The 21,526-nt window shown below is 61.1% G+C and carries 20 protein-coding genes and 1 pseudogene; 4 read left to right on the top strand and 17 right to left on the bottom strand.

Annotated elements, in window-relative coordinates:
• Nucleotides 1-56: 56 nt before the first annotated feature.
• From AC0QTX_RS14630 to AC0QTX_RS14605, 6 genes and pseudogenes are all read right to left on the bottom strand, one after another.
• Complete coding sequence (locus AC0QTX_RS14630) at nucleotides 57-1,745, bottom strand: recombinase family protein (RefSeq protein ID WP_474604545.1); 1,689 nt, start codon at nucleotides 1,743-1,745, stop codon at nucleotides 57-59.
• A 62-nt stretch (nucleotides 1,746-1,807) separates the two neighbouring features.
• Nucleotides 1,808-2,761 (bottom strand): annotated as a pseudogene (locus tag AC0QTX_RS14625) (response regulator); the annotation flags it as partial.
• Between the two features lie 12 nt (nucleotides 2,762-2,773).
• A complete protein-coding gene (locus tag AC0QTX_RS14620; protein WP_474604544.1) occupies nucleotides 2,774-3,706 on the bottom strand; it encodes a sensor histidine kinase in 933 nt (310 codons plus the stop codon).
• 106 nt (nucleotides 3,707-3,812) lie between these two features.
• Complete coding sequence (locus AC0QTX_RS14615; RefSeq protein ID WP_474604543.1) at nucleotides 3,813-4,481, bottom strand: PAS domain-containing protein; 669 nt, start codon at nucleotides 4,479-4,481, stop codon at nucleotides 3,813-3,815.
• On the bottom strand, nucleotides 4,420-4,911 hold the full coding sequence (locus AC0QTX_RS14610; RefSeq protein WP_474604542.1) for a hypothetical protein: 492 nt from the start codon (nucleotides 4,909-4,911) through the stop codon (nucleotides 4,420-4,422). Before AC0QTX_RS14610 ends, AC0QTX_RS14615 begins: the two co-directional genes overlap by 62 nt.
• A 2-nt stretch (nucleotides 4,912-4,913) precedes the next feature.
• Complete coding sequence (locus AC0QTX_RS14605; protein ID WP_474604541.1) at nucleotides 4,914-5,420, bottom strand: putative pterin-binding protein; 507 nt, start codon at nucleotides 5,418-5,420, stop codon at nucleotides 4,914-4,916.
• 380 nt (nucleotides 5,421-5,800) lie between these two features.
• Between AC0QTX_RS14605 and AC0QTX_RS14600 the strand changes: the two genes are divergently transcribed.
• A complete protein-coding gene (locus AC0QTX_RS14600; protein WP_474604540.1) occupies nucleotides 5,801-6,244 on the top strand; it encodes a BA14K family protein in 444 nt (147 codons plus the stop codon).
• Nucleotides 6,245-6,432: 188 nt separating this feature from the next.
• Nucleotides 6,433-6,708: a hypothetical protein gene (locus AC0QTX_RS14595; RefSeq protein ID WP_474604539.1), complete on the top strand. Its 276-nt coding sequence runs from the start codon at nucleotides 6,433-6,435 to the stop codon at nucleotides 6,706-6,708.
• A gap of 25 nt (nucleotides 6,709-6,733) precedes the next feature.
• Here AC0QTX_RS14595 and AC0QTX_RS14590 read toward each other — a convergent pair whose 3' ends face one another.
• Nucleotides 6,734-7,723 carry a L,D-transpeptidase family protein gene (locus tag AC0QTX_RS14590; RefSeq protein WP_474604538.1) on the bottom strand — a complete coding sequence of 330 codons (990 nt, stop codon included), beginning with the start codon at nucleotides 7,721-7,723 and terminating at the stop codon, nucleotides 6,734-6,736.
• 61 nt (nucleotides 7,724-7,784) lie between these two features.
• Nucleotides 7,785-8,522 (bottom strand): extensin-like domain-containing protein, encoded by a 738-nt coding sequence (locus tag AC0QTX_RS14585; RefSeq protein ID WP_474604537.1) that lies wholly within the window; start codon nucleotides 8,520-8,522, stop codon nucleotides 7,785-7,787.
• 132 nt (nucleotides 8,523-8,654) lie between these two features.
• On the opposite strand from AC0QTX_RS14585, the gene AC0QTX_RS14580 reads away from it, so the two are divergent.
• Both AC0QTX_RS14580 and AC0QTX_RS14575 read left to right on the top strand, forming a co-directional pair.
• Entirely contained in the window at nucleotides 8,655-9,182 is a 528-nt protein-coding gene (locus AC0QTX_RS14580) for a hypothetical protein (RefSeq protein WP_474604536.1), read from the top strand.
• 178 nt (nucleotides 9,183-9,360) lie between these two features.
• Nucleotides 9,361-11,637, top strand: a complete 2,277-nt coding sequence (locus AC0QTX_RS14575; protein ID WP_474604535.1) for a CDC48 family AAA ATPase — start codon at nucleotides 9,361-9,363, stop codon at nucleotides 11,635-11,637.
• Nucleotides 11,638-11,728: 91 nt separating this feature from the next.
• Here the strand turns inward: AC0QTX_RS14575 and AC0QTX_RS14570 are convergent, their stop codons facing one another.
• The 9 genes from AC0QTX_RS14570 to argE form a co-directional block, all read right to left on the bottom strand.
• On the bottom strand, nucleotides 11,729-12,166 hold the full coding sequence (locus AC0QTX_RS14570; RefSeq protein ID WP_474604534.1) for a hypothetical protein: 438 nt from the start codon (nucleotides 12,164-12,166) through the stop codon (nucleotides 11,729-11,731).
• A 411-nt stretch (nucleotides 12,167-12,577) separates the two neighbouring features.
• Nucleotides 12,578-13,474 (bottom strand): DMT family transporter, encoded by an 897-nt coding sequence (locus AC0QTX_RS14565; protein ID WP_474604533.1) that lies wholly within the window; start codon nucleotides 13,472-13,474, stop codon nucleotides 12,578-12,580.
• Complete coding sequence (locus AC0QTX_RS14560; RefSeq protein ID WP_474604532.1) at nucleotides 13,471-14,406, bottom strand: bifunctional helix-turn-helix transcriptional regulator/GNAT family N-acetyltransferase; 936 nt, start codon at nucleotides 14,404-14,406, stop codon at nucleotides 13,471-13,473. The genes AC0QTX_RS14565 and AC0QTX_RS14560 overlap by 4 nt, the downstream gene beginning before the upstream one ends.
• Before the next feature lie 68 nt (nucleotides 14,407-14,474).
• Nucleotides 14,475-15,479, bottom strand: a complete 1,005-nt coding sequence (locus AC0QTX_RS14555; RefSeq protein ID WP_474604531.1) for an ABC transporter ATP-binding protein — start codon at nucleotides 15,477-15,479, stop codon at nucleotides 14,475-14,477.
• On the bottom strand, nucleotides 15,476-16,468 hold the full coding sequence (locus AC0QTX_RS14550; protein ID WP_474604530.1) for an ABC transporter ATP-binding protein: 993 nt from the start codon (nucleotides 16,466-16,468) through the stop codon (nucleotides 15,476-15,478). The genes AC0QTX_RS14555 and AC0QTX_RS14550 overlap by 4 nt, the downstream gene beginning before the upstream one ends.
• A 12-nt stretch (nucleotides 16,469-16,480) precedes the next feature.
• Nucleotides 16,481-17,437, bottom strand: a complete 957-nt coding sequence (locus AC0QTX_RS14545) for an ABC transporter permease (RefSeq protein ID WP_474604529.1) — start codon at nucleotides 17,435-17,437, stop codon at nucleotides 16,481-16,483.
• Nucleotides 17,438-17,447: 10 nt separating this feature from the next.
• Complete coding sequence (locus AC0QTX_RS14540; protein ID WP_474604528.1) at nucleotides 17,448-18,428, bottom strand: ABC transporter permease; 981 nt, start codon at nucleotides 18,426-18,428, stop codon at nucleotides 17,448-17,450.
• A 105-nt stretch (nucleotides 18,429-18,533) separates the two neighbouring features.
• Nucleotides 18,534-20,132 carry an ABC transporter substrate-binding protein gene (locus tag AC0QTX_RS14535; protein WP_474604527.1) on the bottom strand — a complete coding sequence of 533 codons (1,599 nt, stop codon included), beginning with the start codon at nucleotides 20,130-20,132 and terminating at the stop codon, nucleotides 18,534-18,536.
• Between the two features lie 152 nt (nucleotides 20,133-20,284).
• Nucleotides 20,285-21,439: an acetylornithine deacetylase gene (gene argE / locus AC0QTX_RS14530; protein WP_474604526.1), complete on the bottom strand. Its 1,155-nt coding sequence runs from the start codon at nucleotides 21,437-21,439 to the stop codon at nucleotides 20,285-20,287.
• Nucleotides 21,440-21,526: the final 87 nt, after the last annotated feature.

The following is a 21,526-nucleotide window of genomic DNA, read 5'->3' as shown; positions in this document are numbered from 1 at the left end:
AGCTTCACCGGCAGCGACTTCCAGCCGGTCTGAACCTCGCACGGTTCTGCACGGTGTCAAAGAACTACGGTGTCTGTCAGGACTTCTTTCGGTAGGCTCACCGTGATCTGTCCGAAGTATTTGACCTTGCGACCGGCGTTCCGACCCTTCCCGCTCCGTACCTCGAAAAGATGGCTCCGGATGAACCCTTCAGGGATTGCGACGACACCATCGATCCGCACGTCAATGAATCCTCGAACCGGATCGAACCCAATGGCTGTGATGAAAGTCTTCACTGCTTGGGAGAGCCGCGTCCGCAACACCAGCAGATCGTCACCTTCAGCGGTGGCCATCTCGGCTCTCAGAGCCCGAACGTTGCCTTCCGCATCCGTTCTCTGGTCAATCCGGCTGGCCAGGATCAGACGACGCTGCTCCAGAGCCTTGATGGCTTCCTGAGACTGGCGGATATCGACCATGTACGTCCGGACGGCTGATACCCATTCCTGCCCAAGAGCATCATCCGGATCGAGGGTGGCGATGCGCTTGTTGAGGTTGGATTTCAGCCGCTCCAATTCGGCGATCTTGATCTCATGGGTGGCGATCTCCGCTTCTAAACTCTTCAATTCCTCGGCCACTTTCGGATCGGCGAAAAGCTGATGCAGCCGGAGTTCGTGGATGTTGTCGAGAATGGAGTTCTCGACAAGGTCAAGCGGAAAGTACATCTTGCTATCGCAGCCTTTACCAACCATAGCGTCGCTGCAAACCAGATAAGAATGATCACGACCTGAGGTGCGTTTTTTGGACAGAACACTCGTCTTGACCCTCATCGGACCCTTGCAGGACTGGCAGTGCGCGATCCCCTGAAACAGGTTGGACAGTTTGGCACTCCGTCTACCAAGAGGCTTGGTTTTCCGGATCGCCTGGACTTTCGTCCACAACGCTTCTGAAACCACGGGCGGATACCATCCGATTAAAGGTTCGCCGACCGGCTCCCGAGCGTCATTGGCTGTGCTGTAATACTGAAACTCACCCAGGACGCGGCGACCCGTGATGATGTTGTCAATGGTCGTAGTGTTCCATCGCTTGCCACGATTGCCGTGCTTGTGCTGGAACGGTGGCGTCGAGGGATCGGAGTTCAGAATGCGGGCGATGCTGGGCGATCCCAGGCCGGTCTCGGCCAGTTCGAAGATTCTGCGGACGGTCGGCACTCGCTCTTCGCGCAACACGTACTCACCCGCCTTGTTCAGCATGATCCATCCTGGACAGACAGCCGACTTCAACCGCAACTTGCGCCGCTCATCCCATTTCTCGAACAGGCGTTCGGATTTTTTGTCGGACTCAGCATGGGCGAGGATTTGCTTGATGATGAGAGTGAGAGCAACATCAAGCTGGTTGATATTCTGTTTTGAATAAACGCGACCATCCGCGCTGGTGCCGACAATGATGCGTTTCTCCGAGACCAAATCCAAGAAGGACGGGAACGCGTAGGCCAGTTGCCGACGATCAAGTCGATCAAAATCTTCAATAATCAACCAGCTACCAGGGCCGATTCGGCCCGACTCAACGTCCTGAAAGTAGCGAAACAATTCCCCTTTCTTCGCATTTTTTCCTTTGAAGCTTGAGATGCCACGGTCAACATACTCGCCGACAATTGTAAGATTGTGTCGCTTCGCGAAGGCATTGGCGAGATCGGTCTGGCGACGGATCGAGTCCCCCAACTCTTGGACCTTGTCGGAATATCTCTTGTAAGCCCAAGCGTTTGGCATTCGTGAACCTCTCTGGGGCTGGACCTTACCATGGTTGTCCTATATGCACCAAAAAGGTTCTTGAGATGGAAGACGACGGTCGTCTGGGCCACCTCGAGCTCCTCGGCGATCTGATCCAAACGCTTTCCGTCGATCAGCATCAGCGCGACCCGGGTCTCCGAGGGTGTCAGGTTGTAGAGCCGGACCAGGGTGTCGCCGGAAACCTTGGCGCGCTGCTCCGTGTCGATGACGAGCAGCACCACGGCCTCGGGTCGCTCCTCCGGTGAGAAGCGCTGGCCAGGGATCAGGACGAGGTAGGGCCGTCCGCCCGAGAGGCGCGGGAAGGAGATGATCTCATCGAGGGTTTCCTCCTCGAAGGCCTTCTCGATTGCAGTATAGAGCTTGCTGTTCTGCTTGGCGACCGAGCCTTTCAGTACGCCCTGGGATGCGCCCAAGCCATCCTCTTCGGAGAGGATGCGTTGCGCCTCCTTGTTCATCACCCGAACGGCCCCGGTCTCGTCGACGATCACGACTCCCACGAGAAAGCGATCGAATGCGAAGGTAGCCTTGTAGAGGGCATCTACGGTTCGCCCCTGCGAGGCTTTCAAAACTTCCTGCCAGGACTCCTCGGCCCGATGTACGGCACTCGTCTGTACCCGAGCCACTTGCTCGAGACGGGCGGCCACGGTCGCGAGCAGGATCTCATAATCGATCGGCTTGACCAGGTAATCGTCCGCTCCGGCCTGCTTTCCGGTCAGGACGTCGTTGCGATCGGCCAGAGCCGTGAGGAAGATGAAGGGCACGTCTGCCATGCCTCCCTGCTCCCGCAGGGCCTTGAGAACATCATAGCCGCCCAGGCCCGGCATGGTGATGTCGCACAGGACGAGATCAGGACGGTTATTCTCGAGAAGCGCCAGCGCTTCGCTGCCGTTGGCTCCTTGGAGCACACGATAATTGGCAGCTTCCAACTCCTCGGCGATGTCGCTCCGGAGGTCATCTTCGTCCTCAACGCAGAGAATTGTTTTTTGTGTTGTCATGATCGTGGTCACTCATGCAGCCTGTTGCGCTTGATCCGCATTGGCGATGGGTAGGTCGAAGGTGAAAAGGGACCCTGCCGCTTCGTAGCTCTCGACCTGGATCTCGCCTCCATGGAGATGCATAATCCGCTGGGCGAAGTTCAACCCGATGCCCGTTCCGGCGATGCCTGACGCCGTACTGGCTCGGTAGAACCGATCGAAGATCTTCGGCAGCTCGTTCGCGGGGATTCCGATACCCCAGTCGCGAAGGGAACAATAGGCACGCGAGCCGTCCATCCAGATCTTGATCTCGACGACGGGCGAGGTCCCGGAATATTTTATGGCATTGGACAGGAGGTTCACCACGACCTGCTCGATGAGCATGCCGTCGCAATAGACGCGCACGGGAACATCCGGCACGTCGAAACGGATGTCGGCTTGTGAGCTGACTTCCCGCTGCCGCTCGCAGATGTCCATGACCAGATGGGTGAGATCGTATGAGGCGGGATTCACTTCGATCGTTCCCGCATCGAGCTTGGCCGCATTCAGGACGCTGTCCACCAGGCGGGTCAATCTGGTTCCCGCGTTGCGGATCTTCTGGACTCTGGTGACGAGCTCGTCCTGGGTGAGAGCCGAACCGCGCCGCAGGATGCGTTGCGCGCTCGAATCCAGGATCGCCACCGGTGTCCGGAACTGGTGGGACACCATCGACACGAAGCTGCGATAGGCATTCGTCGTCTCGCGCTCGCGTTCGAGCGCCGACTCAAGCGCCTTTGAAGCCTGCTTGTAGCCGCTGATATCGGTCAAGCGAACGAAGATCGTGGCTCCGTCAGCCTTGGTCAGTGAGAGGCAATGCCAGGTGTCCTTCCTGACCAGCAGATCGTATTCGAGCTCCTCGAAGGGAGACTGAGCATACAGGAGGCGCAGGTCGGCTCCCTCGCACATGGCAAAGCACCGCAGAAACACGGGCAAGCTCATGTCTTCGTTGCACCACAGTGAAACGGGCGCGGCCGCCCAGATCTGCTCATTGGCAAACAGGAGCTTTCCGGTCCAATCGAAGGCCGCGAAACCTTCAGAGGCCGAATTGATGGCGGCGTTCAGCCTGACGCAGGGCAGCGGTCCGCTGAAGAACCTTGATTTCTAGGTCGAAATTCTGCCGCTCTGTCTGCTTGCGTGCCAGCCATTGCTCCGTCACATCCCTGATGAAGGCGATCCCAAGTCTCCGTTCGGCCATATAAACGGGGAAGCTGTTGATCTCCAGGCAGCGTTCATGGCCATCGGAAGATGCAGCTTCATGCTCCAGAATCGAGCTGGCTCCCTCGGTCGCCAGAGTCAGGGCATTGATGATCTCAGGCTTGCCGAACAGCCTGTCCAGATTCTCCATTCGCTGACCGACGGCTTGATCTGTCTTGACGTTCAGCAGATCCTCCATGCCTGGATTCCACAGCAGGCATCGGAGCTGGCTGTCGAACATGATGATGCCCTGGTTGCTGATGTTGCTGATCACCACATCGGACAACTCCTGCTCCTGCTTGAGCAGCTGCTTGGCCTGGCTTGCCTCCTGAACACCCTTGAACAGACGCACCAGAAGGAAGGCGGCACTCAAAACAATGCCCATCAAAAAGGCGAAGCCTTCGAATACAACCTGCAAATAGCTGGAACGCTTCAAAGCAGCGTGGTCATGGCTGAGCAATACGACTTGATTGGCAGCATCCCTGAGTTTGTATGCGAGTTGCTTCATCTGCTCTCGAAGCAGCACCGCAGCCTGAGGATCGAACCGCTCCTTCCTGCAGGAGCGGTTCCGCCATCGTAAGCTGAAGGTAGGCCTGCTTGAGATCGCCTGCCACGCCAAGACTGTCCATCAGCTTGCCCTGGCGCCCCTCAAGCAGGACCGACAGTCGGCTGATTAGGATGTTCGCCCGAAAACCCGGCTGCTGCTCCGGCGAGACGAAGCTCTCGTTCGCTGCTGCGCTTGCCATAGTTTCCGCAAGGACGGCTGCCTCAAACTGAGCTTGGGTCACATACCAGACAGTAGTGAAGGTCCCGCCGTTGCGAAATTCCTGCTCCATCTCGAACAACCGCGCGACTGTGAAGCCGAGGCACACGACGAGGCTTGCCGTGGCAAGAAGCGTGATCACTGCAGTCTTATAATTATGCAAGTTGAATCGCATGACTACTCGACGTGAAGCTTGTTGAGCTGCCAGACCCAGCGCGCATCATACCGGGCATCCTGCAGTACTCTGTATAAATCTCTGGGATATGCAATCCACAAGGGCCCCTTGTCGCGGATCGTCAGCACGCGGCCATCCACTTTCGTCGCGAGTATCGGCTCGAATTTGAGATCTTCCGTGGGAATGACGGCGACGTAGTCGTTCAGGGCAGATGCTCTCAAGCTGAGGCCCTTGGCACCTACCCGCTCCAGCACCGCACGAACGGGGACACCCTCGAAAAGCTGAGGCACCTCGGACAGTTCCCAACGTGTGGCAAAGGATTCCTTGCCAAGCGCTTCCAGCATCTCTCTGTCGAAGACAGCCACACCCGCTCCATTGGTCTGTTCGATCTTGCCCGAAACTGTCAGCACCACAGGGCCTTTGGGAACAGGCAACGGTTCTGCTGCCTGAGCGCCAGCAGCACCCAAGGGACTGATCAAACACATCATTCCAATAAGAAGGCGCAACAATTCCCGTTTCGCGACAGATTATAATAGAACGCACGCATATTGTCCGATTTCTCGCAGAAAATCCAGAAGGATATAGCAGAGAGGGGTTGTGGGCTGACGTTACTGTCGAGGACCTAATAAGCCTCATCGGGCATGTACCGCCAAGCAACAAGCCAGCTCGCGCAAAAATTTTATGAATAATACAAAAGAAATTTCCGATCTATAAAGTATTTATACTATATAGACTTCATCTAAATGACCCTTTTCAGACAACGGTTGTTCAGAAGGCGAAATTTCAGAACAGTAGAATCCGATTCCGATCCACTGGAGCGCAGTACCAATCAATATTGGCAAGCTAGGCAGTCGTGGGTATAGTGCGATGGAATGCATGCAGGCTTGCTATGAGCAAGTCCGCGACCATGGAGTTCGATATGCGCAAATTCGTCACAACTCTGGTGAGCGCGACCGTCTTGATGTCGGCCGTTCCCGCGAGCGCCAGCCCCTTCCAGAGCCGTCCTGCCCCTCAGATCGACACGGCCTATCCGAACGAGAGCTATGTGCAGTACTACCGGCGCGGCTATCGTCCATATTACCGTGACCGGTACTACTATCGCCGCGACAATGGCGCGGCTGTTGCTGCCGGCGTTGCCGGCCTCGCGGCGGGCGCCCTGATCGCCGGTGCGATTGCAAGCCAGGCCCAGGCCCAGCCGGTCGCTCCTCAGCCTCCCGGCATTGTCGATCCGCAGGTCGCGGCCTACTGTGCCCGCAAGTACCGCTCCTACGATCCCGCGACCGGAACTTTCCTCGCGACAAATGGCATGCGGTACGTCTGCACCTACCCATAGTTCCGGACGTCTCAGCTATCTCAAGCCCTGCGGCAGCACATCTGCCGCAGGGCTTCCTGCGTCGGCAGGTCGTTTCTAGACCCGGCGCAGCCTTTACGTCAAAAGGGCACGCCTTAGAACAACAGGCAGGACCTGCCAGGCGGGCCTACACGTCTCCATCGACAGAACAGAAGGCTTAGAAAAGCTCCATGGCTCAAGATTCCGACAGCGACGGAACCGTCATCCCTCCCACCGAGGCTGCCATCCTGACCTCCGGCAACATGACGGATCTCGAGTTGATCCTCCCGGACATGGGTGACAGCGACCTGCCGGAAATTGCTGTCTTCCTCGTTGCCTGCGCCATGCGCTTCCACAGCGACCCCAACTTCGTCCAAGAGCAGCTGGAATGGCTCGTCCAGGCTCACGATGCCGAGGTGGACGAAGGATTGAGACCAGACCAGCTGAATTCCGCCAACGACGACTGATCGGCCATCATCTCAAGACACCAGTCTAGTCGATGAACTCCACCGGAGTGCCCTTCTCCACCATCTTGGCCAATTCCTGCACGTCCCAGTTCGTCAGCCGCACGCATCCCTGAGAATAGGCTTTTCCGACCTTTTCCGGCTCGGGAGTGCCGTGAATGCCGAAGGATTCGACGGACAGGTCGATCCAAGTGCTCCCGACAGGGTTGTTGGGTCCCGGCTTGATCTCGAACTTTTCCTTCGCCTTCACGCCCTTGAAGGCATAATCGGGATTATAGGTATAGTTCGGGTTCGGTGCGATGGCCCGGACCGTATGGGATCCCTTGGAGGCAGGTTTTTCCTCGCTTCCGATGGAGGCCGGGTAAACCGCCATCACGGCACCATCCTTGGCCAAGGCGCGCAGGATGCGCTCGCTTTTGACGATCTCGATCCTGGCCGCCTTCTCCTGCGGCTTCCCTGGATCGGCCTTCGCGTCCACGTTGGCCACGACGACCGCCGTGCCGGCCCTGTCAAAGGCTTTGTCGGGATTCAACGCCTTGAGCAGGTCGACATCCATGTGGAACTTCTCGGCCAGAAGCTCCCCTGGACTGGAATAGCCGAGCCGGTCGAGTTTGGCCTGATCCTCCAGCTTGTCGGGAATGTCGACGAAGGGGCCTTTCACGTCCTCTTCCGTAATCGTGTACTGGGTCAGCACCGGCTCGGCCGATGTCTCGGAGAGCTTTCTCCAGACCTCGTCGTCGAGAGATCCGTCCGGCTTGAGCTCATTGGCCTTCTCGAAGATCTTGATGGCATTCTGAAGATTCTCGCCGTTGTGCCCGTCGATGACGCCGGGAGAGAAACGGGCCCGGTCGAGCAGGACCTGAGCTTTGACCAGAGCCGGATCGATCTCCTTACCCTGGGTATTCGTGGGATTCCATTGGGCGCCGTTCACCGCCTGCAGATCGAGCCCCTGAGGCGCGGCCAGAGCAGGTGCAAGGAAGCTCAAGATCCCGAGAGCAGCATAAGCGGTCAACTTCACGGGAGACTCCACCGACGATATCATCAACGACAAAGCCCGGATGGCCGCCATGTTCCGCAACCTACTGGCAGATCCGGTAGTCTCCCTTGCGCTCACGCAGATCGAGGTGAAGGTGATCACCGTGGGCTGCATCCGAGCCCGGACCGAGCACCGTGCTGAAGATGGGACAAGCGCCCTTCTGGATCGTGGACTGAAAATTCGCCTCCGGCGAGTTCTCCGACTGCGAGGCGATCGCCAGCGGAGAGCGCTTGGAGAATTCGAAGCCCATGACATCGACGCCGTTGCCGAGCGCATGTTCGCTGAGCTTCGCTCCGTTGCGCTGATCACGACATTGATAGGCGGTTCCGATCAGCAGCTTGGTCGGAGCGCCCTGAAACTGGCGCTCGGCCTCGGGTGAAACCACCTCGCTCACCCAGCGCGCCAAACTCTCGGCGACCGGACAGGCCATGAGCGACGCGGGTACAACCTCGATGCCGTTGGGCAGGGATGACACGAGAACGGGGTTCTCGACACTGCACCGTCCCCCCTGCACATCAGGCCGCTTCTCGAAGCGCAGGCCCAGCCTGGAGAGTTTATCAAGACAGGCGGCGTGGTCGCTGTTGTCCTTGGCGGCTAGCTTCCCGGCAGGAGGCTCGCTCGAAGACGACGTCTCGGCTCCAGGCTCAGGCTGCGTCGGGCGATCAGGACGCGGCGGCGGCAGCGGCGCTGTCGGCGCCTGCGCCCAGGCAGCAGGTGCCGCCATCAGCAGCAGAATCATGAAGCCGCCCATCCCCCCTGCCCTGCGGCCCCGTAGTTTCATGAAAACTCCAATTCTCCAGCCTTACAGTCCTATAACCCTCATGCGCCGAGCTTGGGTTCCCGCTCAGCCTTCTGCGCGTCTTGTTCTCATGGCGGAACGCACCAAGATTCACATATAGATGGAGGGCCCACCATGAGGGCATTTCCGGTGATGGGTACCGGTTCCGACAAGAGCCTGGCGCTGGTTTCGACGCTCAACCAGGCGCATGACAACTCCTGCACGAAGCGTGTGACGGAACTTGAGGCTCGGATTGCCCGGCTGCAGGCGGAGCTTCAGAAGGCCGAAGCCGACCTCGAGCGCGAAAAGGCACGCCTGCCGGCACCCGGCGATTTCGTCCGTTGCCCTCTGACGAATTTCTTTGGTCGCGTCACGAAGATCACCCCACGTCCCCATGGACGCCCCTGGATCGAAATCGTCCCCTATCTCGGCCCGGACCTGCCGGGCCACTCGACCATGGATCTTTTCGACAGCTGGGAACTGATCGACCCTCCTTCCGAGGAGACTGCAGCGCAGGGCGACATGGACGGATCTCCCAGGCTGCCGACAATTGCACCTTTCATGCCCACCGGCAGGCTGTCGCACAGCCCGGCACCTGCTGAGGACGAAATCGAGCTCTCGCTTCAAAGGCTTTGGACACCGACCAAGGACGCTTCACCGTAGCCCTGGAGCCCTCCGATAAACCTGCAACAATTCCACTCATATGGCGTTTGCCATGCGGTTTCGCTGCCTGAAATGCCAGCTGGACCCCGACGCATGGCACTCGGAAGGCCTGAGTTCCCGGCCTCTTCCCTGCATCTGCCATCGCATGAGCGACCACTCGAACGATGGGAAGACAGCCATGGCAGATGATGGGCAGAATGTACGGCTCCAAGTCGCGAACACCCGGCCGGACGATTCCGGGCGAGGGATCGCCCGCATGAGCCGACAGGCCCTGGCCGATATCGGCGTGCAGGAAGGCCAGGCCATCGAGATCATTGGCAAGCGCCACACCACTGCCATTGCAGTGACCCCCTATGCAGAGGACGAAGGCCTGAACATCGTGCGCCTCGACGGCCTGCAACGCGTGAACGCGGGTGTCGGCAGCGGCGACCACGTGGAGGTCCGGCGGGCCGTCGTCCGCCCCGCGACCCGCGTCGTTTTCGCACCAGCCCAGAAGGGACTGCGCCTGCAGGGCTCGGGCGATGCCCTGAAGCGCACCTTCCATCAGCGCCCGCTCACGGCCGGAGACGTGATCTCGACCTCCGTGTACTCGCAGCGTTCGACGGATCAGCGCCTGCCCGAGGAACTGCGCGGATTGCTCAACATCCCCGCCTATGGCCTGCAGGAGATCCGCCTTGTCGTGGTGACGACCCTACCGCGCGGCATCGTGCATGTGACGGCGGAAACAGAGATTGAACTCCGCCCGCAATTCGAGGAGCCGCGGGAGGCCCGGCGCGCCGATGTCACCTATGACGATATTGGCGGGCTCGGCAACACGGTCGATCAGCTCCGCGAGATGGTGGAGCTGCCGCTCCGCCACCCTGAACTGTTCCAGCGCCTCGGCATCGACCCGCCCAAAGGCGTGCTGCTCTATGGACCGCCCGGCACGGGCAAGACGCGCCTGGCGCGCGCGGTCGCCAATGAGACGGAAGCGCAGTTCTACCACATCGCCGGCCCTGAGATCATGGGCAAGCATTACGGCGAGTCGGAGCAGCGGCTGCGCCAAGTGTTCCAGGAGGCGCAGCAGAATGCGCCGGCCATCATCTTCATCGACGAGATCGACAGCATCGCGCCCAAGCGCGAGGAAGTGACGGGCGAGGTCGAGCGACGCATCGTGGCGCAGCTTCTCACCCTGATGGATGGGTTGGAGCCGCGCCAGAACATCGTGGTGATCGGCGCCACCAATCGACGCGAGGCCATCGACGAGGCCCTGCGCCGCCCCGGCCGGTTCGACCGTGAGATCGTCATTGGGGTGCCGGACGAGCCGGGTCGCCGGGAGATCCTCGGTATTCACACCCGCGGCATGCCCCTCGCGGAAGACGTGAACCTCGATGAGGTCGCCCGCACCACCTACGGCTTCGTCGGCGCCGATCTCGCAGCTCTCTCCCGGGAGGCTGCGATGGATTCCCTGAGGCGCATTCTGCCCGGCATCAATCTACGGGACGGCATTCCGGCCAATGTGCTCGAGAGCCTCCAGGTGAACCGGCAGGATTTCGTCAACGCGATGAAGCGCGTCCAGCCATCCGCCCTGCGCGAGATCATGATCCAGGTGCCTAACGTCACCTGGGACGACATCGGCGGCGTCGAGGAGGCGCGGACACGCCTGCGCGAAGGCGTGGAGCTTCCCCTCAAGAGCCCGGAAGCGTTCCTTCGGCTTGGGATACGGCCGGCCAAGGGCTTCCTGCTGTTCGGCCCTCCTGGCACCGGCAAGACCCTGCTGGCGAAAGCGGTCGCCCGGGAGGCCCAAGCCAATTTCGTGGCGACCAAGTCTTCGGACCTCCTGTCCAAGTGGTATGGCGAGTCCGAGCAGCAGGTCTCGCGGCTCTTCGCCCGTGCCCGTCAGGTTGCCCCGGCAGTGATCTTCATCGACGAGATTGACTCCCTTGCACCCGCCCGTGGAGGCGGCTTCGGAGAGCCCGCCGTTACTGAGCGGGTGGTGAATACGATCCTGGCCGAGATGGACGGTCTCGAGGAACTGCAAGGCGTCGTGGTGATGGCGGCGACGAACAGGCCCAACCTCATCGACCCTGCTCTGCTGCGGCCGGGCCGCATCGATGAATTGATCTATGTGCCGGTCCCCGATGTCGGTGGCCGCCGGCATATTCTCGGCATCCACACCAAAACCATGCCTCTGGGGCCCGATGTCGATCTGAATGCCATCGCAGAACGGACGGACCGGTATACGGGAGCCGACCTCGAGGACCTGACGCGCCGGGCCGGCCTCCTCGCCCTTCGGGAGTCGCTTCAGGCACAGAGCGTGACCATGGCCCATTTCGAACATGCCCTGCGTGAGACGCGCCCCTCCGTCACACCGGAGATGGAGCGGGAATATGAAGGGCTGGTCGGCACCCTCAAGCAGACAGGGCCGCAGCGCCAGGCTATCGGCTTCCTGCCTCTCAGACAGGCGGCTGAATAGACTGATCGCCTGGGCAGGAAAGCTCATGGCAACATCAAGAAAAAGGGCGCGGACCCCTGGGATCCACGCCCTCCCTTAGTAAGCCCGGAGGTTACTGCGCGCAGGCGACCGGGATCCGAGTCTTCGAGCTGTAGTCATAAACGGTACGGCAAGGCACGCCATTCACCGTTCTGATCTCGTGTGGCGCTGCATAAGGGAACGGCGAATTCGGGGTGCCGGACACGGGCGCACCCATCATGGGGCCAACAGGAGCCGGGGCGATGCTGCCGGTTGAAACCACGTCGCCCTCCATGGCCATCGGGGCAGCCGAAGCACCCGCCACCGGACCGGCGCAAGCAACGGGAATCCGGGTCTTCGAACCATAGTCATAAATGGTCCGGCACGGCACACCGTTGATCCAGCGGATCTCGTGCGGAGCGGCGTGCGGGAACAGGGAATCCGGCGTCCCGGAAACCGGCTGGGCAACGGCCGTGCCAACACCCGAAAGGGCCATCAGACCAGCGCCAGCGATGAGTGCGATCCTCTTCATAGAAGTCTCCTGTGCTTGGTTTAGGCATGGCTTCTCGCCATAAGAACACAGGCTTAACGCATAAGAGCCGATTGGTTTCCAAGCGTATTTTCCACGCACAGAGATGTGATTGGTGGATCTATGAAGGCTAAGCTTTCATATCGCCAAGCCTAATGCAACGCCAATGAAAGATGAACGGTATTCGTAGCTACGCTATGTCAGGCACGGACACCAAGGTATTCTAAAACAATTCCAAACAAGCTTGAATTCAGCTTGTGATATACACGAGTAAGCGAACCATCGACCTCAAAACATGACATCTTTGAGCACCAGGGATTTCACGCGGGGAAGTCGCTGCGCATGCGGAGTTTGATAGATTTCGTGGATGACACTGAATCTCGCCGACGCCTCGTGTGCGATGAGCATCTGATCTTAGGTTCCCCGGGCCTCATCTGCGCCGCTTCTCGTGGCAAGCCAAAGTCCGCTCACGACGCCGGCGAGTCCGAGAACGACACCAGGCGTGAAAGGCTCGTCGAGGATGAGCGCACCGAGCAGAGATGCCGTGATGGGGCTGAGCGAGAGGAAAACGGTCACTCGGGTCGGGGTTGTATTCTTGAGCGCCCATAGCCACAGAACATAGCCGATGCCGCTTGAGAGACCGATCAGCAGGACGACGATCCAGCCACGTTGGTCGAGACGCGCTCCTTCCGTGAAGAGCCCCTCCAGGCCTGCCGGACCAGCCAGGAATGCGACCGAGGCCAGCATCGCCGAAGCTCCGACTGGCAGCGTGGGATAACGTGAGAGATACGGCCGGTAGAACACGGAACTCACGGCACCGCAGAGTGCAGCCGCCAGGACAAGAAGCGCTCCAAGACCATCGCTCGCGCCGCTGTCGGTGATCAGCCTCTCGCCTAAGGCGATTGCGACACCCACCACGGTCAATGTCACACCAGCCGACTTTGTCCCCGTCAGGCGCTCGCGTCCAAGATAGGCTGCGGCGATCATGGTCATCAGCGGAAGAGTGGAAAACAGGAGCGCCGCGCGGGTGGACGAGATGAACTGGAGACCAAGGTTCAGAAGCGCGATGAGTATGCCGAACTGAACGATCCCGAGTCCCATCACGGCGAGGAGATCGCGCGGTGCGAACCGCACCCGCCCGCCCGCAATCACGAATGGTGCAAGAAACAGAACCGCGATGGCATAGCGCAGGAAAGCCAGGGATGCCGGGCCGATATCGTAGATGACGAAGCGGCTCGCCACGAGGGCAGCCCCGACCTGCACACCCGTGACCGCTGCGGCCGCGAAGGCAAGGGCTTGATGCCGCCTCACAGGTCGAGATTCCAAGTCTGACCGACGAGATCCTGACCGAAGGAATGATGAGCCTCTTCCTTCACCAACCTGAAGCCTGCGGCTTGATAAATCCCGCAAGCTGCCGCCAGCACGTCGGTGGTCCAAAGGGTCAGCGTGCGGTATCCCTTGGCTTTGGCGAACGCGATGCATTCATCGACCAGCCGGCGTCCGAGGCCATGTCCCCTCATTGAGGGCTCCACATAGAGCAGCCGGAGTTTTGCAGCCTCGTCCGAATGACGCACCAGAAAGACGCTGCCGACGATCTCGCCGTCCCGTTCCGCAATCCAGCAGCGCTCCCGCTCCCGATCGAAGTTCTTGACGAACGCGGCGGCAATCTCCGCGACCAGAGCCTCGAAGGTCTCGTCCCATCCATATTCCTGAGCGTAGAGGAGCCCCTGCCGGTGCGCGATCCAGCCCATGTCGCCGACCCGATGCGGGCGCAGGATGTAAGGAGCCTCCGACGCCGAGCCGCTGATGAGGCGCTCCACGACGGTCATCGCCTGCACCAGCCTCTCCTGCTCGGCACTTGAGAGCTTCGACAGCATGGCGCCGATCTGATCGGCGGAAGCCCTGTCGAGGGGCTCGAAGGCTTCACGTCCGGCATCGGTTAAAGACAGGAAGACCTGGCGCCGGTCATCCTCCGAGCGGGTCCGTTGAAGAAGATCGCGGCCGTCGAACTTCTTGAGGATCCGGCTGAGATAGCCCGGATCGAGACCCAAATCCTGGCCGAGCGCCGCTGCGGTCAGCGGCTTGCGATGGGCGAGTTCGTAGAGAACGCGGACCTCGGTCAGGGAATACTCGCTGTCGAGAAGCCCCTCGTTCAGAAGGCCGATATGGCGCGTATAGAAACGGTTGAACCGCCTAACCTGGTCGACCCGCTCATGCGCAGGCAGTTTGGACAGTCGAGACATAGCCGCCTCCCCTGTCCTTCAGACTCCGCCAAACAGTTGATGGAGTCAACTATTCTCAGAGCGTTCATTCATGCGGCGGCATCCACGGCCAAGCGCCCTTCATGAATGGCGTGGCAGGCGACGCCGCCGAGGAGCGGCGGAATTTCGGCCCGGCACCGTTCGTTGGCGAAGGGACAGCGCGGGTTGAAGGTGCAGCCGGAGGGGGGACTGATCGGGTTCGGGATCTCGCCGCTCACGGCGACCCGCTGGCGACCGGTCATGCCCACATCCGGAACGGCATCGAGGAGCATCCGGGTATAGGGATGCTTCGGCTGCGCGAAGAGTTCGCGTCCGTTGGAGATCTCCACGATGCGTCCGAGATACATGACACCGATCCGGCTCGCCATGTGGCGCACGACGGCGAGGTTGTGGCTGATGAGCAGGTAGGTCAGGCCGAGTCGATCCTGCAGGTCGCGCATGAGATTCAGGATCTGCGCCTGCACGGACACGTCCAGGGCGGATGTAGGCTCGTCGCAGACGATGAACTCCGCGTTCGACGCGAGCGCGCGCGCGATCGCGACGCGCTGGCGCTGGCCACCCGAGAACTCGTGCGGGTACTTCTTTCCATCCGCCGGATGAAGACCGACCAGGGTGAGCAGTTCGCCGACGCGGTCCGTGATGTCCTTCTCCCTCTCGATCAGCCGAAAGGCCCGGATCGGCTCCGCGACGATGCGGTCGACCTGCCAGCGGGGGTTTAGGCTGGCATAGGGGTCCTGGAAGATCATCTGGATGCGTCGGCGCAGCCGCTGGCGCTCGGCGAGGGCCGCCCTGCTGGACATGGAGACGCCGTCAATCACCACCTCGCCGTTCGTGGGCGGGAGGAGGCCCACGACCATGCGGGCCACCGTCGACTTGCCCGAGCCGGACTCGCCGACGAGCGCAAAGGTCTCGCCTTTGGCGATGGAGAAGGAAACGCCGTCGACCGCTTTCAGGTATTGCTTCTCGCCACCTTCCAGCACCCGGTTGAGCCAGGGCTTCGAGACGTCGAACTCGCGGCGCAGGTCTTTGACTTCGACATATGAACGCTCGGTCACGCGACGGCCTCCGACCGGACGGCAGATTGATCGTAGAGATGGCAGGCGACCCGGTGCTCGCTGTGCTGGATCGGCTCCGGCCTCTCGACACGGCAACGGTCGAACACGTAGGGACAACGCGGGTTGAACGGGCAGCCGGGTGGGATCGCCGACAAGCGCGGCATGGAACCGGGGATCTGCACGAGGCGGTCCGCATCGCTCTCGAGGGAGGGAATCGCCCCCATGAGCCCCTTGGCATAGGGATGCAGCGGGTTCTGCACCACGTCCCGCACAGGCCCGATCTCGGCGATTCGACCCGCATACATCACGGCGACCCGGTCGGCCGTTTCGGCGATGACGCCCATGTCGTGCGTGACCAGCATGATGGCCGTTCCGTGCTCGCGCCCGAGGCGCTTCAGGAGCGAGATGATCTGCGCCTGAACGGAAACGTCGAGAGCCGTCGTCGGCTCGTCGGCGATGATGAGTTCAGGTTCGGCGCACAGGGCGAGAGCGATCACCACGCGCTGTCGCATGCCGCCGGAGAACTCGTGCGGATAGCTGTCGATCCGCCTCTCGGGTGCCGGAATGCCGACCTCAGCCAGGAGGTCGATGGCGCGCTTGCGAGCGGCAGAAGCGGAGAGGTGCGTGTGGGTGCGGATGGTCTCGATCAGTTGCTCGCTCACCCGGTAGAGCGGATTGAGGCTGGTCAGCGGATCCTGGAAGATCATGCCGATGCGCTTGCCGCGCACCCGGCGCATCTCCTCGGGGGGAAGATTGTCGATGCGCATGCCCGACAGCAGGATCTCGCCTCCGGCGATCCGGCCCGGCGGGTCGATGAGGCCGATGACGGCCGAGCCCGTCACCGACTTGCCGGCGCCGGATTCACCGACGACCCCGAGCACCTCGCCCTTGGCGATGTCGAAGGAAATGTCGTCAATGGCCTTGAGGATGCCGCGCCGCGTGACGAACTCGACGCGCAGGTCACGGACGGAGAGGACTGGTTGTGTCATGGATGCCGCCTCTCATCGCAGCTTCGGATTGAGCGCATCGCGCAGCCAATCGCCCAGGAGATTGATGGCAAGCACGAGAAGCGCGAGCGCAATGCCGGGGAAGGCCACGATCCACCACTCGCCCGAGAACAGATAGTTGTTGCCGATGCGGATCAAGGTACCGATCGACGGCATCGTCTCCGGCATGCCGGTGCCGAGGAACGAGAGCGTCGCCTCGGTAATGATGGCCAGCGCCAGATTGATGGTGGCGATCACCAGGACCGGGCCCAGGACGTTGGGCAGGACGTGGCGCACCATGATGACCGGTGCTGGAAGGCCGATCAGACGGGCCGCGGCGATGTAATCCTTGTTCTTTTCCACCATCACCGAACCGCGCACGGTGCGGGCGTACTGCACCCAGAAGCTGAGGCCGATGGAGAAGACCAGAACCGACAGGGTCGTCATCTCGTCGAGCTGGCCGCCGAGAACGGCCTTCACCACACCATCAATGAGAAGAGCGATCAGAATGGCCGGAAAGGTCAACTGCACATCGGCGATGCGCATGATGATGGCATCCACTGTGCCGCCGATATATCCGGCAATGAGACCGAGGGTAATCCCAAGGGTGGCGGAAAAGGCGACACCCATGATCCCGACTGTGAGGGATATCCGCAGGCCGTATAGGATAGCCGAAAGGATGTCGCGGCCCTGCTCGTCGGTACCCAGCATGTAAGGCATCTGCCCTTCCGCATCCCAAATGGGGGGAAGCCGGCTGTTCATGAGCTCCAGCTGCGCCGGATCGAAGGGATCCTGCGGCGACAGGACCCCGGCCAGGATGGCGGAGGCCATGAAGAGGCCAGTCAGGAAGGCGGCCGCCATGGTGAGCTTCGATCGCTTGAAGCTTGCCCAGACGTCGCTGTCGAGAAAGCGGCCAGCCCAGGTTGTCGGTGCTGATTGGGGCGCGGGCGCCGCTTGGATTGCGTCTGCCATGGTTCCCTCCTCAGGCCGGCTGCCGGATGGACGTTCTCAGACGGGGGTCGACAACCGTGTAGAGGATATCGACCGCGAGATTGATCACCACGAAGATCAGCGCCACCAGCATCAGGTAGGCAGCCATGATCGGGATGTCGACGTTCTGCACAGCCTGCACGAACAGCAGGCCCATGCCGGGCCACTGGAACACGGTCTCGGTGATGATGGCGAAGGCGATGACTGAGCCGAACTGCAGCCCCACGATGGTGATGACCGGAACCAGCGTGTTCTTGAGCGCATGGCCGAAATGAACGGCCCGTGTGGTAAGACCCCTCGCCCGCGCGAACTTGATGTAGTCGGTGCGCAGCACTTCGAGCATCTCGGCCCGGACGATTCGCATGATCAGGGTCATCTGGAAAAGGCCCAGGGTGATCGAAGGCATGATCAGAGCCTTCAGACCTGAGGTGGTGAGAAGCCCCGTCGACCACCAGCCCAGGCGAACCGTGTCGCCGCGTCCGAAGGACGGAAGCCAGCCGAGGATCACCGAGAAGAGATAGATCAGCAGAATGCCGATAAGGAAGGTGGGCAGCGAGATGCCGATCAGTGAGATCGTCTGGAATACCTTGGCCAGAAAGCTGTCTCGCTTCAGTCCCGAATAGACGCCCATCAGCACGCCGAAGCCGATGGCAAAGACCGTGGCGCAGAAGGCGAGCTCCAGGGTCGCCGGCATGCGTTCGGCCAGGAGGTCGGAAACCGGCTGCCGGAACTGATAGGAGACGCCGAACTCGCCCTGCACGGCTCTGGACAGATAGCGCGCGAACTGCACGGGAACCGGATCATCCAATCCGAGAGAGCGGCGGACCTGCTCCCGCTCCGCCGCGGGCGTGTCGAGGGAAACGATCTGGTTCACCGGGTCACCGGCAAAGCGGAACATCGCGAACGAAATGAACCCGACGGCCAGAAGAACGCCGATGGCCTGGAGGGCTCGCCGGATGATGAAAGCAAACATGTACAATCTCTTGATCGCTACGCCCCGGACGAGCTTGCCCGTCCGGGGCCTTCGAATGAATTGTCCCGGGCAGTCCGCTGCCCGGGACATGCGATCAGGCGCGGACTATTCCTTCTTCTGGGCCCAGTAGAGCAGCACCTGGTTGTCGGCGCGCTGGGTGAGCGACACCTTGTTCGAGACGCCCCAGGCGAGAGCCTGCTGGTGCAGCGGGATGTAGGAATAATCGTCGGTCGAGATCTTGAAGGCGTCCTTGATCATCTGGTCGCGCTTTTCCTTGTTGCTCTCGACCAGGATCTTGTCGGTCAGCTCGTCATGCTGCTTGTTGCAGTAGTTGCCGAGGTTCGACTCGCCGCGGGAGGATTGCGCGTTGTCGCGGCAACCCTGGATGTCGAACAGCACGTTGTGGCTGTCGAAGGTGCCTGGCGTCCAGCCCAGCAGGTAGAACGAGGTGTTGTAGTTGCCGGATTTCAGCACCTTGGCGAAGTACTGCGCCTTGGGCTGAGCCATGAGGTTCACCTTGACGCCGGCGCGGGCCAGCATGCCCACGACAGCCTGGCAGATCGCCTCGTCGTTCACGTAGCGGTCGTTCGGGCAGTCCATGCCGACCTCGAAGCCGTTTGGATATCCGGCATCGGCCAGGAGCTTCTTGGCAGCCTCGACATCGTGCTTGGGTCGCTCGAAGTCCTTCGAATGCACGAAGAGCTGCGGCGCGATCATGAGAGCAGAAGGCGTCGCCATGCCGCGCATGACGCGGGACTTGATGGTCTCGATGTCGATGGCCTTGTAGAAGGCCTCGCGCACGCGCTTGTCCTTGAAGGGGTTCTTGCCCTTCACGTTGGAGAACAGAAGCTCGTCGCGGGTCTGGTCGAAGCCCAGGAAGATGGTGCGCAGCTCGGGACCGGCCTGCACCTTCGCGTTGGCGCTGCTGTTGACGCGCTGGACGTCCTGGATCGGAACCGGCTCCACCACGTCCACCTCGCCGGAGAGTAGCGCGGCAACGCGGGTCGCATCGGAGGCAATCGGGGTGAAGACGATCTCGTCCAGGTTGTGCTCGGCCTTGTCCCACCATTCCTTGTTCGGCTTGAAGACGGTCTTCACGCCGGGCTGGTGGCTTTCGATCTTGAACGGGCCGGTGCCATTGGCATTCAGCGAAGCGAAGCTCGGCGTTGTTGCGGCAGCTGGAGTCGGAGCAACGCTGTTGTTCGCCTCCGCCCACTCCTTGTCCATGATGTACCAGGTATCCCACTGGGCGTTCATGATGGGATTGGGGGTCTTGAGCTTCACGTCGACCGTGTGGTCGTCCACCTTCACCCATTCGGAGCCGCTCGGCACGCGGGTCTGGAAGTTGGATCCTTGCGCACGCACGCGGGTCGCCGAGAAGATCACATCGTCGGCGTTGAACGGGTTGCCGTTGTGGAACTTCACGTTCTTGCGCAGGAAGAGCCGCCAGGTCAGGCCGTCCTCGCTGATCTCCCACCGCTCGGCGAGCCCGGGCACGATGGCAAGATCCTTGCCGCGCTTGGTCAGACCCTCATAGACGTGACCGTGATGCGCGATCGTGGTGGTCTCGTTGAGGGTATAGGGATCGAGCGACTTCAGGTCGCCCTGGTTGGCATAGCGGAGGGTTACCGCCATCGCCGGCAGGGCTGCGCCGACCATGAGCGTCGCAACCGTGGCAGCGAGAAATTTCGAACGCTTCGTCATGTTATGTCTTTCTCCTCTGGAAGCTCCACGTCTTTGCGCGGAGTTCTTCTTGTCGGAAGCCCGGCTTGGGCCGTGTTCCTTCCGTCGGGCATGAAGTTAGGCAGGAAAGTGGCCGGTGGTCTAGTCCCGTCTTCCATCTCCCTGCTTACCATTTAGGCAGAGAGCTCGCCGATGATGCGCCGCAGCAAACGCTCACCCGCCTCCATTTCGCTGACCTCGATGTATTCGTCGGGCTGGTGGGCCTGGGCGATGTCCCCTGGGCCGCACACGACGGTCGACCAACCGGCCCGCTGGAACAGGCCGGCTTCTGTTCCGTAAGAGACCACATGGGTGCCGTTGTCCCCCGTAAGGCGTCGCATAAGGCTCTCGGCCGCACCGTCGGTCTCCGGCCTGAGCCCCGGAATCTCGGCGATCAGCTCGACAGCGACGCCGGTCTCGGGAGCGATCGCCTTCATCCTGGGCTCGATCACCTCGCGGATATAGGCCTGGTAGCGATCGACGAAATCACGCGGGCTCTCGGTCGGAATGGCACGGATATCGCTGAAGAACCATGCGGAGGAGGACACCACATTGGCCGCGATGCCGCCGGCCAGCATGCCGCAATGCAGCGTGGTATAGGAGGGTTCGAAAGGGTTGGCCGGATCAGCCCTGCGCCTGTTTTCCTCCATGACATCCTCGTGCCACGTGACGAGCCGGGCGGCATTCATGACCGCGCTCACACCCTGGTCGATCCGGCTGGAATGAACGGCATAGCCCGTCACCTGAGTGCGAAGCTGAACGGATGCCTTATGGCCCGTCACCACAGAATGCCGGGTCGGCTCCCCGACGATCACGGCGGCCGGGGTCGGGATCGACCGCGCCATGGCCTCCACCATGGAAGGCGCGCCCCGGCAGGCGATCTCCTCGTCATAGGAGAGCGCGATATGGACAGGCCGCTTGAGGGGCGCTTTCACCATCTCAGGCACCAGCGCCAGCACGAGAGCGTCGAAGCCCTTCATGTCGGTTGCGCCGCGCCCATAGAGGCGACCGTTCTTCTCGGTCAGCGTCCAGGGATCGGTGGTCCAGTTCTGCCCTTCCACCGGCACCACGTCCGTATGGCCGGAGAACACGATTCCGCCCTCAACCTTCGGGCCGATGCTGGCATAGAGATTGGCCTTGTCGCCCTCCGGGCTCATCACGAGGGTGCTTTCCACCCCATGGCTGTTCAGCCAGTCCCGGCAGAACCCGATGATGTCGAGATTGCTGCTCGTCGAAATGCTCGGAAAGGCAACCAGACGCGCGAGCATCTCGCGGGGCGATAAGGACATGTCATGTTTCTCCCTAGGACAGTCGCGAGCATCCGACCCTATGGCGCGGCCGGTCAAGCCGGAATTATCGCCCGTCAGCGGATGCCG

This window comes from Microvirga sp. jy35 (assembly GCF_056148915.1).
This window is presented reverse-complemented; position numbering and strand designations above follow the sequence as displayed.

What these genes read in the sequence shown, in the direction of transcription:
- AC0QTX_RS14570 (WP_474604534.1), bottom strand. Translation starts at nt 12,166, where the DNA reads ATGAAGAGGATCGCACTCATCGCTGGCGCTGGTCTGATGGCCCTTTCG.
- AC0QTX_RS14615 (WP_474604543.1), bottom strand. Translation starts at nt 4,481, where the DNA reads ATGAAGCAACTCGCATACAAACTCAGGGATGCTGCCAATCAAGTCGTA.
- AC0QTX_RS14545 (WP_474604529.1), bottom strand. Translation starts at nt 17,437, where the DNA reads ATGGCAGACGCAATCCAAGCGGCGCCCGCGCCCCAATCAGCACCGACA.
- argE (WP_474604526.1), bottom strand. Translation starts at nt 21,439, where the DNA reads ATGTCCTTATCGCCCCGCGAGATGCTCGCGCGTCTGGTTGCCTTTCCG.
- AC0QTX_RS14630 (WP_474604545.1), bottom strand. Translation starts at nt 1,745, where the DNA reads ATGCCAAACGCTTGGGCTTACAAGAGATATTCCGACAAGGTCCAAGAG.
- AC0QTX_RS14595 (WP_474604539.1), top strand. Translation starts at nt 6,433, where the DNA reads ATGGCTCAAGATTCCGACAGCGACGGAACCGTCATCCCTCCCACCGAG.
- AC0QTX_RS14540 (WP_474604528.1), bottom strand. Translation starts at nt 18,428, where the DNA reads ATGTTTGCTTTCATCATCCGGCGAGCCCTCCAGGCCATCGGCGTTCTT.
- AC0QTX_RS14550 (WP_474604530.1), bottom strand. Translation starts at nt 16,468, where the DNA reads ATGACACAACCAGTCCTCTCCGTCCGTGACCTGCGCGTCGAGTTCGTC.
- AC0QTX_RS14600 (WP_474604540.1), top strand. Translation starts at nt 5,801, where the DNA reads ATGAGCAAGTCCGCGACCATGGAGTTCGATATGCGCAAATTCGTCACA.
- AC0QTX_RS14535 (WP_474604527.1), bottom strand. Translation starts at nt 20,132, where the DNA reads ATGACGAAGCGTTCGAAATTTCTCGCTGCCACGGTTGCGACGCTCATG.
- AC0QTX_RS14560 (WP_474604532.1), bottom strand. Translation starts at nt 14,406, where the DNA reads ATGTCTCGACTGTCCAAACTGCCTGCGCATGAGCGGGTCGACCAGGTT.
- AC0QTX_RS14580 (WP_474604536.1), top strand. Translation starts at nt 8,655, where the DNA reads ATGAGGGCATTTCCGGTGATGGGTACCGGTTCCGACAAGAGCCTGGCG.
- AC0QTX_RS14610 (WP_474604542.1), bottom strand. Translation starts at nt 4,911, where the DNA reads ATGCGATTCAACTTGCATAATTATAAGACTGCAGTGATCACGCTTCTT.
- AC0QTX_RS14585 (WP_474604537.1), bottom strand. Translation starts at nt 8,522, where the DNA reads ATGAAACTACGGGGCCGCAGGGCAGGGGGGATGGGCGGCTTCATGATT.
- AC0QTX_RS14575 (WP_474604535.1), top strand. Translation starts at nt 9,361, where the DNA reads ATGGCAGATGATGGGCAGAATGTACGGCTCCAAGTCGCGAACACCCGG.